Here is a 14,376-nt window from a genome sequence, read left to right as displayed (position 1 = left end):
GCGTCCCTCGGTTTCCGTATTAAGGAAAGGCGCATGACTCCCTTTGCTGCCGCTTTTCAGGGTTCGCTCGCCGCGGATGCCCTTTCGATGCCTGTTCACTGGTATTATGACCGGGAGGCCTTGGTGCGGGATTACGGGTTGGTGGATCATTTCATGGCGCCGAGGAATCCGTTTCCGAACAGCTTCATGGCGAAGGCGAGCTACACGCCGGTGAACGAGAAGGCGGATATCCTGCATGATCAGGCACGGTTCTACGGGCAGAAGGAGATCCACTACCATCAGTGCCTGAGGGCGGGGGAGAACACGCTGAACTTCAAGCTGGCGAAGGAGCTCTATGCGCTGGTGAAGGAGCGCGGGGGCTATGATGCGGATGCGTGGTTGAAGCGCTATGTCGAGCGGATGCTGGAGCCGGGTTGGCATGGGGATACCTATGTGGAGGAGTGCCACCGGGCCTTCTTTACGAACTATGCGAATGGCAAGCCGCTGCGGGAGTGCGGGATTCCTGACAAGCACATCGGCGGGCTAGCGACGGTGCCGGCCCTGTTGGCGGCGCTGGAAGGCGGGGGCAAGTCCCGCGAGGAGCTGCGGGCACTTGTGAGGGAGCATGTGAACCTGACGCACAAGCACGAGGGAGCGCTTGGGGCGGCGGATACCTTGGTCCGGCTACTGTGGGAGATCTCAGAGGGGGCAAGCCTGCGCGATGCGATCCGGAAGGAAGGCGGGGAGTGGTTGTCCGCGGGGGATGCGGAGGCGTGGATCGATGAGGATGACCTGCATGTGGTCGGCGCGCGTTTCAGTGCGGCCTGCTATGTGGAGGACTCGATGCCTTCCTCGCTCTATCTGGCGTGGAAGTATTCCGGGGATTTCACGGCGGGGATCATCGCGAACACGATGTGCGGCGGGGACAATTGTCACCGTGGCGCGGTGGTGGGGAGCTTGGTGGCCGCAGCGAATGGAGGGGTGCCGGAAAAGTTCCGGGTGAAGGATGGGGTGGGAGGGTGAAAAGGTTTTTGGGGAGGGCGGGAGTCGGATTTACTGAGGGATTACCGCGTAGTTGCCACAGTCATTTAGGCGCAGCTGAACGGGATGGACGCAGGTGAAGAGGACGGGGCCGGGATGGATTGGATGGATGGGATTGAGAGAGGGAAATGGTGCGGAGCGAGGCAAGGGACGTTCCTTTTGGAAGCTGATGTTGAGGTGTCGGGCCGGGGCGTGAAGAATCCGGGCCGGGGCGGTCTGTCGTGGATGGGGACGCTTGCGCGATGGGCGATTGAATCTCGCTTGTTTAAGCCTCGCCCGGGGCTTCAGGGAGGAAGCCCGCCCGTGTTATGGCGCTTCGAAAAGCGCCACTCCGGGCCGCTTTGCTGATGGATGTTGGGAGGAGTCAGGGCTTGAGCGTTCGGGTTTCCCCGGCTAAGTCCCGCGCGCGATGCCGGAGATGCTGCCGCCGCTGAACTACCCCGAGAGCCTGCCGGTCGTCGGCATGCGCCGGGAGATCGTGGCCGCGATCCGTGAAAATCCGGTGGTGGTGGTGGTGAGCGAGACCGGCTCCGGGAAGACCACTCAGCTGCCGAAGATGGTGGCGGAGGCGCTGGAGGGAAGCCGCAGGAAGATCGGCTGCACCCAGCCGCGACGGATCGCTGCGGCGAGCGTGGCGCGCCGGGTGGCGGAGGAATTGAAGGGGCCGCTGGGTGGCTTCGTGGGCTACCAGGTGCGCTTCGAGGACAAGACTTCGAAGGAGACGCGGATCAAGTTCATGACCGATGGTATCCTTCTGGCAGAGACGCAGGGGGATCCGGATCTGAAGCAGTATGATGCGCTGATTCTGGATGAGGCGCACGAGCGTTCGCTCAACATCGATTTCCTGCTGGGCTATCTGAAGCGTCTGCTGGAGCGGCGGAGGGATCTGAAGCTGGTGATTTCTTCGGCGACCTTGGACGCGGGTGCGTTTGCCGCGTTTTTCGATGGCGCGCCGGTGATCCAGGCGGAGGGCCGGACTTTCCCGGTGGAGGAGTTTTTCCTGCCGGCGGATGAAGATGAAGAACTCACCCGCCATGTGCCGCGTGCGGTAGATTGGCTGACGGATGTCGATCCGCGGGGCGATGTGCTGGTCTTCCTGCCGGGCGAGCGCGAGATCCGCGATTGCGCCGATGCGCTGGACGGGCGGGGCTACCGGCAGACCGAGATCCTGCCGCTTTTCGCGCGGCTGGGACTTTCCGACCAACAGCGCGTCTTCAATCCCGGTCCCAAGCGGCGGATTATCCTGGCGACGAACGTGGCGGAGACCTCGCTTACGATTCCGGGGATCGTCAGCGTGGTGGATAGCGGCGTGGCGCGCGTGAGCCGCTGGAGTCCGGCACGTGGCGTGCAGCGATTGCAGATCGAGCCGGTGTCCCAAGCGAGCGCGCGCCAGCGGAAGGGCCGCTGCGGTCGTGTGCGGGAGGGCGTGTGCGTGCGGCTTTACTCGGAGGAGGATTTACAGGATCGCCCGGAATTCACGGATCCGGAGATCCGGCGCAGTTCGCTGGCGGGTGTGATCCTGCGAATGAAGTCGCTGGGGCTGCCGGACATCGAGGAGTTTCCTTTCCTTGATCCGCCGGCACCGAAGGCGATCTCCGAGGGTTATCGTACTTTGCGCGAAGTGGGGGCGCTGGACAAGGACAAGCAGCTCACCGAAGCCGGCCGGATCATGGCGCGGATGCCAGTGGATCCGCGCCTCGCCCGCATGCTGCTGGAAGCGCACGACGAGCGTTGCCTGGCGGAGATCCTGCCGATCGTTTCCGGCCTGGAGTCGAATGATCCGCGTGAGCGGCCGCAGGAGAAACAGAAAGAGGCCGACTCCGCGCATGGCCGTTGGAAGGACAACGAGTCCGACTTCCGCGGGATGCTGCGGCTGTGGCTGGATGTGCAGCGCTTCCGCGAGGGCAGGGGATGGAAGCGCAACCAGCTGCGCAAGTACTGCGGGGATGCGTTCCTGAATTACCGGCGTGTGCAGGAGTGGGCGAACGTCCATGACGAGCTGAAGGAACTCATCGAGCGCGAGCTGCGCTGGCAGGTGAAGCCGCTGGCGGCAACGGTCGAGAAGGCGGCGACCTATGATGTGATTCATCGCTCGCTGCTGGCAGGAGTGCCGCGGCAATTCGGCCTGTGGGATCGAGAGGAGCGGGCGTATCGCAGCGCGAGCGGCGGGCACTTCGCGGTTTTTCCGGGCAGCGGACTTTTCGGCGGCAAGCGCTGGGACTGGGTGATGGCGATGGAGCTGGTGGATACCACGCGGCTCTGGGCCCGGCGTGTGGCACGGATCGATCCTGCATGGGTCGAGAAGGTGGCACCCCATCTGTGCACCAGCCGCTACGGCGAAGGTCACTGGGACGAGCAGCACGGCGCGGTGTATGCGAAGGAGACAGTGGTGTGCGGTGGCTTGCCGATCATTGCGGGACGCCGTGTGCACTTCGGGCGCATCGATCCTGCGGGAGCGCGGCGCATCTTCGTGAGCGAGGGCCTTTTGCAGGGGCGCATCAAGGGGAAGTCACGTGCGCTGGAGCGGCTGGCCGCGCTGAAGGAAGAGATTTCGGGGATCGAACACAAGCTGCGCCGACCGGGCGGGCTCTGGAGCGAGGAAGCGGTGCTCGATTTCTTCGAGAGCCGCCTGCCGGACCAGATGTTCACGACGAAGGCCTTTCACGACTGGCAGGCGAAGAATGAGGAACGGATCATGGCCGGGCTGCCGGACGTGGTGCTGGAGGATCTCGATTCGCTGGATCTGGAGGGATATCCGGACTGGATCCACCACGCGGGGGAGGACTATCCGCTCTACTATCAGGCGGCACCCGGGCAGCGGGATGATGGCGTGACACTCGGCGTGCACATCGATCAGCTGCCCAAGCTGCCGGAGTGGCTGCCAAGCTGGGGTGTACCGGGTGATGTGCCGTGGCGTGCGGAGTGGCTGATCCGCTCGCTGCCGAAGGATCTGCGCCGCGAGTGCCAGCCGGTGGCGGAGGCTTCACAGGGCTTCGCCGATGAATGGCGGCACCGCGAGAAGGATGCCTCGCTCGAAGTACGGCTTGCGCAGTATTTGACCAAGTTTTCCGGCTACGACATCAAGCCGAAGGACTTCGACCTGGAACGCCTGCCGGAGGAGCTGGTGATGAAGATCTGGGTCTGCGACGATGAGGAGAACGAGCTGGCGTTTGGCAAGGATGTGAAGGCCCTGCGCGCGAAGCTGGGCAAGATGGTCACGGATCGTTTCGAGGCTGCTGCGAATGCGGAGTGGGAGCGCAGCGGCATGAAGTCATGGACCGAGGGCGAGGTGCCGGAGCAGGTGGACACGCCTGCCGGGCCTGCTTATCCGGCGCTGGTGGACGAGGGGGCATCGGTGGGCGTGAAGGCGTTTTCAAAGCCTGCCGAGGCGGCGGAATCGCATCGCGCCGGGCAGGTGAGATTGCTGATGCTGGCGCAGCCGGACCAGGTGGCTTACTTGAAGAAGAAATTCCCGCTGGGGCTGATGGCGAAGGTCGAGCTGCCGCGGCTGGGCACCAGCATGGACGATCTGATCGCCCTGGCAGGCGAGGGGGCTTTGGGCGGGAAGCGGATTTCCAAGCCACAGGATTTCGCGGCGAAGGCGAAGGACGGGAAGGGCAGGTGGTTCGAGGCGGCGAGTGCATTCTCGAAATCGCTGGATGCCTCGTTCGAGGCGATCGGGCCTGTGCGCCAGTGGATCCACGAGAACTCGAAGGATCGCCATCTTTCGCAGGTGGCGGCGGATCTCGAAGAGGAGTTGGCCTGGCTGCTACGGCCACGCTTTGTGTGGAGGGCTGGCTTCCTGCGAATGCGGAGCCACGATCGCTACCTGCGCGGGATTCGCTCCCGGCTCGGGAGGATCGCGAGCCTGCCGCTGGTGAAGGATCTGGAGAAGATGGAGCGGGTGCGGAAGTACTGGCAGCCGTGGTTCATCGAATGGACCAAGCGGCCGGAAGATCCGGCGCTGTGGGAATACGGGTGGCTGCTGGAGGAGTATCGGCTTTCGCTCTTCGCGCCGGATATCCCGGTGGAGATGAAGGTTTCCGAGAAGCGGCTGGCGGAGGGGTGGTGAAGGGGACTTAGCGAGATCCAGTGCCCCACTTTCTCACGTAATCCAGTTGCCGGGGCTGCTGGGGTGAGTTCGGGTAGCGTGCCCGTTTCCGCTCATCCATGTGGGCCGCGTAGAGGCGCTGGACTTCGGCGAGGGCTTCGTCACCGCTCATGCCGTTTTCGCGGAGCCAGCAGCCGATGGCGGTGCCGGTGCGGCCGATGCCGCCCCAGCAGTGGACGTAGCATGGGCGGCCAGCGGCGATTTCCGAGCGGATGAGGTCCAGCACGCCCTGCATCACGGCGGGGCCGGAGGGGAGGCCCATGTCCGGGATCTCGAAGGAGTAGCGCTTCAGCCCCATGGTGCCTTCGACATCCACTTCGAGGAAGTAGGGATGGTAGGGTGTCAGTCCATCGTCCCAATCGGCGCGGCTGGTGAGATCGATGAAGGTGCGCACGCCCTTGTCCACGAGTTCGCGGACGCGGGTTTCGGCGACGTTCGGGCTTTGGTTGCCCGGATATTCCCCGGCGAAGAGGCCGGGCTGCACCTGATAGTGGTTCACCTTCATTCCGTGGTAAGCGTGGCGTTCCAAAAGCGGCTTGGAAATTCCAATTGCTCGCGGAGCCGTCCGGCGTCATGGTTCGCCCGTCAGCAAAGGGGGCGTTCTGGTTTCGACGGGATGTTCGCAGTGCTGGCTGCACGTGGAGGTTGATCGGCTGGCCTCCTAAAAAGCCGCTCAAAACAAATAAATGCAGACTCTAACGAGCTTGCCCTTGCTGCTTAATTGACAGCAACACCTGAACTCATGCGCACGCGGTGGGGGATGGTGAACACTTAGCGTGCTGGCCTTGGCGTCGGGTAACCGGACACTTTGGCGAGATCCACAGGTTTCTAGGAAGGAGAACGCGGCCGTCGGGCCTACGACTTCCGAAGCTTTAGACCGGCGGATAAACGTGTAGAAGCCCGCATGAAAGATGTTTCGGACAGGGGTTCGACTCCCCTCGCCTCCACCACTTTCCTGATCCCGGCCCGGAGCCCGTCTCCGGTCCGGGATTTTGCTTTCCGGCCTCTGGTGCCGGCTTAATCTTTCCGCCAATCCAGTCCTGTCGCCACCATGTCTGAAGTTCCGCCTCCCGTTCCTGCCAAGCGCAAGTCCTGCCTGGTGCCGGTCCTCATCGGTTTGATCGTCGTGCTGCTCGCCGTCGTCGGTCTGATGTGGTGGCACAACCGTCCGATCAAGCCGGTGCAACTGAGTGCCGAGGAGAAGGCGGTGGTCGAGGCGAAGGTGGAGGCGATGCAGAACGTGGAAGCCCCGACAAAGCCGGCCGAGCCGACGTATGAGAAGGGCAAGAAGGAGATCATCCTGACCGAGCGCGAGCTGAATGGTCTGGTGAACGAGCACACGACGATGGGCGAAAAGCTGAAGTTCGAGCTCGCGACGAATGCCGTGCATGCGCGGATCGAGACGGATCTCGACCCGGATCTGCCCGTGGTGGGCGGCAAGCGGCTGAAGGCCCGAGCGCGCTTTATCGTGAAGACCACCGACGGAAACCCGAGTTTCATCCTGGATGACCTCACCGTGTGGGGCGTTTCGCTGCCGAACGACTGGCTGGCCCAGTTGAAGGGGAAGGATATCCTTGGCGAGGTGCTGGGTGGAGGAAAGGGCGGTAAGGTCGCCGGGATCGAGGAAATGTCGGTCGAGCCGGGGCAATTGAAGATCCGTCTGAAGGAATAGGATTTCTCCGGTAACAAATCCGGAGCTTTCCTGAATCCACGGTTGATCCATCATGCGAACCGCCGTGGCTGACCGTCCGCCTCCTCTTTTTGCCACTACCCGCTGGTCGCTCGTGGCGGCCGCCGGGAATGGCGAATCCGCGGATGCGCTGGAGGAGTTGTGCCGGATCTACTGGTTTCCGATTTATGCCGTGATCCGGAAATCCGGAAGATCGACCGAGGATGCGGCGGATCTGGCACAAGGTTTCTTCGCGAAGCTGCTGGAGAAACGCTGGCTGGATATTGCCGATGAGGATCAGGGGCGCTTCCGCACTTTCCTGCTCACGGCGCTGAAGCGCTATCTGATCAACGAGTGGCGGAAAGAGCACACCTTCAAGCGCGGCGGGGGCAGGGAAGTCGTGCCGCTGGATGCGGATCTGGCGGAGCGGCTTTATGCGCCGGAGGGCGAGCAATCGCGCACTCCGGATGAGCTTTTCGACCGGCGCTGGGCGCTGGCGATGCTGGATGCGGCGATGTCGCGCCTGGAAGCGGAGTATCGGAAGTCGGATCGGGAAGAGGAATACCGGCATCTGGTTCCCAGCCTCACCGCGGGGCGCGGTGAGACGGACTATGCGGTTTTGGCGGCAGCACTGGATACGACGGAGGGAGCGGCGCGCGTGGCCATCCACCGGCTGCGGAAGCGGTTCCGCGTGATGGTGCGCGAGGAGGTTTCGCGCACCGTGACACGTGACGAGGACGTTGATTCAGAAATGGCAGCTCTGATGGGCGCCTTGGCGAAGTGAAGCTTATCGCTTGGCGGCGGGATCACCGGAGGGCAGGGGGATCTTGGTGTCCAAGGACAGCGGGACGATTTTTTTGGGAAAGCCCTCCGCATCCCACTCCACTTTTTGGGCCCGGGTGCTGCGGCCCCGGTAGGTGTACTCGGAGGTCGTCTTGCCGTGGTAGGCGATCCAATCTTCCTTGCCGTCGGGGGACTTGAAGAAATTGTGGTGGCCGGGACCGAAGACATTCGCTCCATCGTTTCGCCCTAGCAGCGGCTCGGGCTCCTGGGTCCAGGAGGCGGCCTTCATTGGGTCCTTGTTTTCGTCCATCCAGACGTAGCCGACCTTGTAGTCCGGCTTGCCGGTATCGCAGGCGGAGTAGGTCAGGAAGAGTCGTTTGCCGTGCTTCAAGATGTAGGGGCCTTCCCGCACTTCCTCGCAGCCGAAGCCGGAAGCGGGGATGAGAACTCGCTCACCTTCGAGGGTGAAAGGGTCTTTCATCTTGGAAATAAAGAGACGGTGACCGGGATGGCCGGCCCAGACGAAATAGTGGCTTCCTGCGTGCTCGAAGACGGTGCCATCGATCGCGTAGAATTCATCCTTCGGATCGGTCTCGATCTGCTTCGGCGGGCCGTAGGGACCGAGGATCGAGGACGACTTGCTCTCCATCACGAACATGCGGTGGCGCACGTCCTCGCCATCGGTCTTGGTGAAGTAGCAGAACCAGCGCTGCCCGTTTTTCCCCTTCATCTGGTGGAACTCCGCGGCCCAGACGCCCTTGCCTTTTTCCCAGATGACCCGCGGTTTCGCGTCCTTCAGTTTTTCCAATGACTTCGCGCTCCAGAGCACGACGCGATTCCCCTGGGTGGTGCTGAGGTGATACTGGCCTTCGCTGTAGCCCATCCACGGATCCGCGGAGGGATTGAGGGGATTGGTGAACATGCCGCGCTCCGCGCTTGGGGAGGCGGCTGTCAGGAGGAGCGTTGCGGCCAATGCTAAAACGTTGTTCATCTGCCAAACGATACTGGACGGATGCTTGGATTTTCCAAGCGGAGCGTGTCAGCTTGTCCCCGTGAACGCCTACAGCTCCCTCGAAGCCACTTTGCACGATATCTTTTGGGCGGAGGAGGGGGAGCCTGCGGAACTGCAACTGCTGGAAGAGACATTGCGTGAGTATCCCGGGCCCTCGCTGGAGATCGGCTGTGGTTCGGGCCGGCTTTTGCTGCCGCTCCTTCAGAAAGGGCATGAGGTGGAGGGCGTGGAGCTTTCTTCCGAGATGCTGGAAATGTGCCGGAAGGCGGCGACGGATCTTTCGCTGGAGCCGGTGCTGTATGAGGCTGACATGACAGCCTTTGATCCCGGAAAGACTTATCGCTCGGTGCTGGTGCCGGCGTTCACGCTACAGCTCGCTCCGGATCCGGCGGCGGCTTTGGCGCATTTTTGCAAGCTTCTGGAAGCTGGGGGCGTGATCTATCTCAGCGTCTTTATTCCGATGGCGGAGCTGCATCGGGAACTGCCGGAAGGACAGTGGTATGAGGATCATGGGGCGAAGCTGCCGGATGGCCGCTCCGCGACACTTGAGACCCGGCACGGGCTTGACCGAAAGGCGCGGATCCTGACCCGGGAGCACCGTTATCGGCTGCACGGAGCTGACGGCAGCTTGGAGGCAGAGCATGAGTCGCAGCAGACAATCCGCTGGTTCACGGCGAGGCAATTGCGCGGGATGCTGGCAAAAGCGGGCCTTGAGCCGATTCATGCGATTGCGGACTTCGATCCGGAACAGCCGGTGGATGAAGAGGCCCAGATCATCACGGTAGTAGCCCGGAAGGTGGGAGTTTAAAACCCGCTCTCCCCTTGCGCGGGGCGGGGAATCCGCCACTCTAGCGGCATGCGATTTCCTCACGGACACCTCGCCTACTGCACGAATATCCATCCGGCCCAGGATTGGGAGAGCACCTTCCGCGCGATCTCGACGCACGCGATGCGGGTCCGTGACCTGGTATCGCCTCAAGACGCCTTCGCGATCGGCCTGAGGCTTTCGGCAAAGGCGGCCTCGGAGCTCCTGACGGGAGATCAGCTCCCGCGCTTCAAGGACTGGATGGCAGGGCAAAACGCCTACGTTTTCACCATCAATGGCTTCCCGTATGGAAATTTCCATGACACGGAAGTGAAGCGGAACGTGTTCCGTCCGGATTGGACCGATCCGGCGCGCCTCGAATATACCAAGGAGCTTTTCACGATCGTCTCGGAGCTGGTGCCCTTCGGGATTGAGGGGTCGGTTTCCACCCTGCCGGGATCCTTCAAGGAATTCGAAGCGGATGAGTCGCTGATCATCGGGCAATTCATCGAGCTGGCGAAGTTTCTGGATGCCCTGAGCGAGGTTTCAGACCGCGACCTGCATCTCGGCGTGGAGCCGGAGCCTCGTGGGCATTTCGAGAACACGGAGGAGACCCTCCGCTTCTTCGATCGCTTGCTGGATGCGGCTCCGGATCACGAGCAGATCAAGCGTCGCCTCGGGATCAATTACGACTGTTGTCACTTCGCGCTCCAGTACGAGGATGCCCGTAGTTCGCTGAAGGCGCTGAAGGGAGAAGGGCTGCGGATATCGAAGATCCATCTTTCCGCGGCGCTGGCGCTGGATCCGCGGATCCCGGAAGCGGTGAAGGCGGTAAGCGCCTTTGATGAGCCGGTTTACCTGCATCAGGTGCTGGCCCGCCATCCGGATGGCCGGATCGAGCGGTTTACGGATTTGCCGGAGGCTATTGCTTCCTTGCAGACCGAGGATGGCAAGGAGGCCGAGCAGTGGCGCGTGCACTTCCACATCCCGCTGGATGCCGAGCCTGCGGAGCCGCTCAAGACGACGCGGGAAAATGCCCGCGAAGCGCTGCGGGTTGCGGAGGAGATTCCGGATCTTTGCCAGCACTGGGAGATCGAGACCTACACTTGGGGTGTGCTGCCTGCGGGCATGCAGCGGCCGGTGGAAGAACAGATCGCGGCGGAGTATCGCTGGGTGCTCGGCGGATCATGAGTCATCCGGGAAAAGCCAGGGCGCTTCTCGCCACGCTGCGGATCGCGAATGCGCCGAGCGTGGTGAGCAATGTGTTTTTGGGGTATATGCTGGGCTCTGGGCTGCTACGCCTCCGCCCGGATATCCATGGTCTTGACTTCGAGGCTCCGGTTCTCATCGCCACGGCAGGACTGCTCCTCTACTTTTCCGGGAATCTCGCCAACGATTGGTTTGATCGGAAATGGGATGAGGAGCGCAGGCCGGAGCGAGCTCTTCCTTCCGGCCTCTTCAAGCCGGGAAGTTACTTGGCAGGGGCTTTGTCTTGTGCTGCCGCTGGAACAGCCTTGGCCTTTTTTCAAGGCGCGGCTTGCGGGATCTGCGCGCTTGGGATTCTGGCATTCATCTCCATTTACACGCGCTTCCACAAGGTGGCGATCTGGTCGGTGCTGCCGATGGGGTTGTGTCGTGCCGGTTTATATTTTTTGGGTGCGACGGCCTTCTGGTCCAAGGCGGAGGCCATTGGTGATGCTGGATATGATCCAGCGAAGTTCCTAGCGGGAGCGCTGCTCACCTTGGCCATTCCGGCGAGCGGCCTGCTGAGCTACATTGCGGGATTGTCGCTGTCGGCTCGTTACGAAGGGATGAGCGACGCTCCGCCAGGTCCCCGTGTCGTTTCCAAGGCGATGTTGATCATCCCTTTGATCGCCATGTCTTGCCTGTTCGTGGCGGATGCCGGATCGCCGTGGATAAGGGTGCTGGGAATGGCTCCCTTTGCCGTGTGGCTGGCGCTTTGCTTTACGCATTTCGCAAAGCCGATTCCCCGCTATGTATCGGCATTGCTCGCGGGGATTCCTTTGGTCGATCTGATTGCGATGGCACCGCTTGCTTGGTGGGCTGGGAAACCTTGGCTGGCGGCTCTACCATTTGGTGCCTTTGTTCTCGGTCGGGCTTTGCAGAAGCTGGCACCGGCTACTTGAAGCGGGTTCAAAGATAGGGGCGCAAGTGTTCGTTGCGAAGGAGGAGCAGGCCTTTTCGGAGGAGAACGGGAGCGCGGCGTGCTTTCAGAACTTTTTCTGCGGGCCGGAGGCCCGCGCTCCCGGGCACCACGCGTGATGCGGGCCCTAGCGCCAGACTTCGCAGGCATGGGCGGCGAAGCCGGCACCGAAGGCCGTTAGCCACATCCTGCGGTCGCCGTTGGCGGAGGCCAGCGCCCGATCAAGAGCGAAGAGGACGGAAGGGCTGCTCATGTTGCCGTGTTCGCGGAGGACTTCGCGTGTATCGCCGAGTGACATCGGGAGGACGGCTTCCAGCGCATCGATCACATCACGGCCGCCGGAGTGGGTAAGGATGCGGTCGGGTTCTTCGCTGCGTTTCGCATAGAGTTCGGCGACCGCTTCCGCGGCGAGCCCTGGCACCGCCTTGTCGAGTTGGTTGCGGAGTTTTCCGCCGGCATTCACGAAGCGGATCTTCTCGCGCTGCTCGGGTTTGTGGACGGTGGTGAAGTGACCGGCCTGCCATTTCCCGTCGGCCGGTTGGTTCGACCAAATCGCCGCTGCAGCGCCATCGCCGAAGAGGCAGAGCGAGATGAGCACGCCCGGATCATCATCCGCAAAGAAAGCGGCGGAGCAAACCTCCACGGCTACCGTGGCCACCTTGGCTCCCGGGTGAGCGGCAAGGAAGCCTGCTGCTGACCGCAGCATGGGAATCGCCGCGCCACAGCCGAGTCCCACCAGATCCTGCAAGTACGCCGTGTCTCGTAGCCCGAGCTTTTCGGCGACGTGGCTGGTGATGCCAGGGCAGAGATAGCCGGTGCAGGTACAGATGAAGAGGGCATCGAGATCGGCGGCGGAGATGCCCGCTTTCTCCAGGGCGGGGAGCAGGGCCTCTGCCGCAAGCAGGGGGGCCTCACGCTCGAAGCTTTCGTTCAGAGCCTGCGCATCCTGGGACACCACCGGTGCGATCTCAGGAAGACAGAAGCTCCGTGTCGCGATCCCGGAGACCCCGTTGCCGAGGATTTTCTCCACCAACGCCCGGGAACGTGGCTTCAGCCCGGCATACGCGGGTGTGTCCTTGAGCGCTGCAAGGCAATCGGGCTGGGTGTAGCGGTGTGGCGGGACGGCAGTGGCAATGGATTCCAGGAACATCAGCGGACAAGGGCGAGGAGCGGGCGGAAAGGCAAGATACGGGCACGAGCCATCGATTCGATGAACATGCGGCCACCATGGCTGAGCAGGACGGGATGAAGAGCTTGCGCCGCGCCGAGGCGCTTGCGGAAACGCTGCTGCAGACGGGTGCGGATTTCAGCGAGGCACGTGTCCCATTCGATCTTTTGCCGGCTCCATCGCTCGAGAGGATCGAGTGAGAGTTCCGCTGCTTCAAAGGCCATGCTCATGCCATTTCCGGTGAAGGGCGGGATCATGCTCTCCGCATCGCCGATGGTGCAAAGGTGCTGCTCCGCTTTCTGCCGGCCGAGCGAGAAGCCGGCGACCGCGCAGAAGGATGAAGAATCGCAGTCCGTGGTTCCCAAGCGTTCGGCAAGAGCGGCATTACCTCCTTCGCGAAGATAGCTTGCGAGAAGCTCGATGCCGGAGCCGCGGAGCGAGCGGTCCACGCGGAAGAGTCCGCAAACATTCGCGCGAGCATCTTCGATCCGGGCGAGGCCGACGTATCCATTGGCCCCAAGATGCATCTCCAGATCGGAGTCCATCGCGAGATGCCGGAAATGAAGCTTCAGTCCGATCCAACGGCTGCGGGCTGGAATACGTCCGGCGGCCCAGACGAGACCTTCCCGAACTTCACGAGGCTGCCGTGACTGCTCGATGACTTCCGCTCCAAGTGAAGCTGCGCGATCATGAAGCAAACGATCCAAGCGATAGCGCGAGATGCCGGCAGCGGGGCGGGGGAGGTGACCGTCATGGATCCTCCGGCCCTCGCGATACCATGCGACACTGCTGCAAGGCGTGGCGTCTTTCAGCACATCCGGGATGCCGAGGCTACCAAGGGTCGCTTCATCCACGCCGGAAATGAACTCCCCACAGACCCGGTGTCGGGGATAGCTTCCGGCTTCATGCACGGTCACCGGGATGCCGCGGGTACGCAGACCAGCCGCCAGCGACAACCCAGCCAAGCCTCCTCCTGCGATGGTCACCGCCTTGTTCAAGCCCGGCAAGCTAGCACGCGCAGTCCCCCGCGCCATGAAGTTTCCTCGCTTAGCTTCCACCTCGAAGAATCGAGTCCGAGCCGCTCGGGCAGCTCTCCCGGGAGGAAGCCGGCCTTGATGCTGACGATCATGTCGTGCTTCGTGGCGCGACCGACGAAAGGGAGCATGAACTTGGCATCCATGAGCGTCTGTTGTGTCCGGTAGGGTTCGTTGATGCAGATGACATCGAATTTCTCCATGTGGGGACGGAATCGCTCCAGCTCCTCATATTCGAAGTGATGAAGAAAGAGATTGGCAGCCAGGATACCACCGGGGCTGGAGGAGAGGCTTTCAAACACGTCACGCTGGTCCCATTTGATCTGGCCCTGGAGTCCAGGGGGGCGGGGTGCCAGATCGCAGGCGGTCAGCGGGATATCCGGGTATTTCTTGGCGAGCCGATCGAGAAGAGTGCCTTCACCGGCACCGATTTCGAGCACTCCCTTGTTCCGAGCCGAGGGAAACTCCGCAATCTTCCGGGTGATCCAGCGCTCGTTTCCCATGAGGAAATTGATGACCTTCAGATCCCTGCGACTGCGGATCACATCAGGGTGATCAGGTGGCAATTGGTCGATGATTTCGGGCTCTACAACGCGCAGCATCGCGGCTA

Annotated in this window: 12 protein-coding genes and 1 other RNA gene; 8 read left to right on the top strand and 5 right to left on the bottom strand. The window is 62.3% G+C overall.

Annotated features, from left to right (window positions below; all coding sequences use genetic code 11):
• Nucleotides 1-33 precede the first annotated feature (33 nt).
• Nucleotides 34-1,002 carry an ADP-ribosylglycohydrolase family protein gene (locus HHL09_RS04015; RefSeq protein WP_169453199.1) on the top strand — a complete coding sequence of 323 codons (969 nt, stop codon included), beginning with the start codon at nt 34-36 and terminating at the stop codon, nt 1,000-1,002.
• A 427-nt stretch (nt 1,003-1,429) separates the two neighbouring features.
• The gene (gene hrpA, locus HHL09_RS04010) at nt 1,430-5,092 is read left to right on the top strand and encodes an ATP-dependent RNA helicase HrpA (RefSeq protein ID WP_169453198.1); all 3,663 of its coding nucleotides are present in this window, start codon (nt 1,430-1,432) and stop codon (nt 5,090-5,092) included.
• Between the two features lie 7 nt (nt 5,093-5,099).
• Here hrpA and HHL09_RS04005 read toward each other — a convergent pair whose 3' ends face one another.
• Nucleotides 5,100-5,636 (bottom strand): protein-tyrosine phosphatase family protein, encoded by a 537-nt coding sequence (locus HHL09_RS04005; RefSeq protein ID WP_169453197.1) that lies wholly within the window; start codon nt 5,634-5,636, stop codon nt 5,100-5,102.
• Nucleotides 5,637-5,724: 88 nt separating this feature from the next.
• Here HHL09_RS04005 and ssrA point away from each other — a divergent pair.
• The 3 genes from ssrA (at nt 5,725) to HHL09_RS03990 (ending at nt 7,584) form a co-directional block, all read left to right on the top strand.
• Nucleotides 5,725-6,081, top strand: a transfer-messenger RNA (tmRNA) gene (gene ssrA, locus HHL09_RS04000).
• A 101-nt stretch (nt 6,082-6,182) separates the two neighbouring features.
• On the top strand, nt 6,183-6,803 hold the full coding sequence (locus HHL09_RS03995; RefSeq protein WP_169453196.1) for a hypothetical protein: 621 nt from the start codon (nt 6,183-6,185) through the stop codon (nt 6,801-6,803).
• 52 nt (nt 6,804-6,855) lie between these two features.
• Nucleotides 6,856-7,584, top strand: a complete 729-nt coding sequence (locus HHL09_RS03990; protein ID WP_169453195.1) for an RNA polymerase sigma factor — start codon at nt 6,856-6,858, stop codon at nt 7,582-7,584.
• A gap of 3 nt (nt 7,585-7,587) precedes the next feature.
• Here the strand turns inward: HHL09_RS03990 and HHL09_RS03985 are convergent, their stop codons facing one another.
• Nucleotides 7,588-8,574 (bottom strand): glycoside hydrolase family 43 protein, encoded by a 987-nt coding sequence (locus HHL09_RS03985; RefSeq protein WP_169453194.1) that lies wholly within the window; start codon nt 8,572-8,574, stop codon nt 7,588-7,590.
• A gap of 61 nt (nt 8,575-8,635) precedes the next feature.
• On the opposite strand from HHL09_RS03985, the gene HHL09_RS03980 reads away from it, so the two are divergent.
• Genes HHL09_RS03980 through HHL09_RS03970 form a run of 3 tightly spaced genes read left to right on the top strand, consistent with a single transcriptional unit; the run spans nt 8,636 to nt 11,547 of the window.
• Complete coding sequence (locus HHL09_RS03980; protein WP_169453193.1) at nt 8,636-9,403, top strand: class I SAM-dependent methyltransferase; 768 nt, start codon at nt 8,636-8,638, stop codon at nt 9,401-9,403.
• Between the two features lie 48 nt (nt 9,404-9,451).
• Nucleotides 9,452-10,591, top strand: a complete 1,140-nt coding sequence (gene eboE, locus HHL09_RS03975; RefSeq protein WP_169453192.1) for a metabolite traffic protein EboE — start codon at nt 9,452-9,454, stop codon at nt 10,589-10,591.
• Entirely contained in the window at nt 10,588-11,547 is a 960-nt protein-coding gene (locus HHL09_RS03970) for a UbiA family prenyltransferase (protein WP_169453191.1), read from the top strand. The genes eboE and HHL09_RS03970 overlap by 4 nt, the downstream gene beginning before the upstream one ends.
• 144 nt (nt 11,548-11,691) lie before the next feature.
• Here HHL09_RS03970 and HHL09_RS03965 read toward each other — a convergent pair whose 3' ends face one another.
• Genes HHL09_RS03965 through HHL09_RS03955 form a run of 3 tightly spaced genes read right to left on the bottom strand, consistent with a single transcriptional unit; the run spans nt 11,692 to nt 14,368 of the window.
• Nucleotides 11,692-12,714, bottom strand: a complete 1,023-nt coding sequence (locus tag HHL09_RS03965) for a type III polyketide synthase (protein WP_169453190.1) — start codon at nt 12,712-12,714, stop codon at nt 11,692-11,694.
• Nucleotides 12,714-13,766 (bottom strand): NAD(P)/FAD-dependent oxidoreductase, encoded by a 1,053-nt coding sequence (locus HHL09_RS03960; RefSeq protein ID WP_169453189.1) that lies wholly within the window; start codon nt 13,764-13,766, stop codon nt 12,714-12,716. The genes HHL09_RS03965 and HHL09_RS03960 overlap by 1 nt, the downstream gene beginning before the upstream one ends.
• Nucleotides 13,727-14,368, bottom strand: a complete 642-nt coding sequence (locus HHL09_RS03955) for a class I SAM-dependent methyltransferase (protein WP_169453188.1) — start codon at nt 14,366-14,368, stop codon at nt 13,727-13,729. The genes HHL09_RS03960 and HHL09_RS03955 overlap by 40 nt, the downstream gene beginning before the upstream one ends.
• Nucleotides 14,369-14,376 lie beyond the last annotated feature (8 nt).

This window comes from Luteolibacter luteus (genome assembly GCF_012913485.1).
Classification (GTDB): domain Bacteria; phylum Verrucomicrobiota; class Verrucomicrobiia; order Verrucomicrobiales; family Akkermansiaceae; genus Haloferula; species Haloferula lutea.
This window is presented reverse-complemented; position numbering and strand designations above follow the sequence as displayed.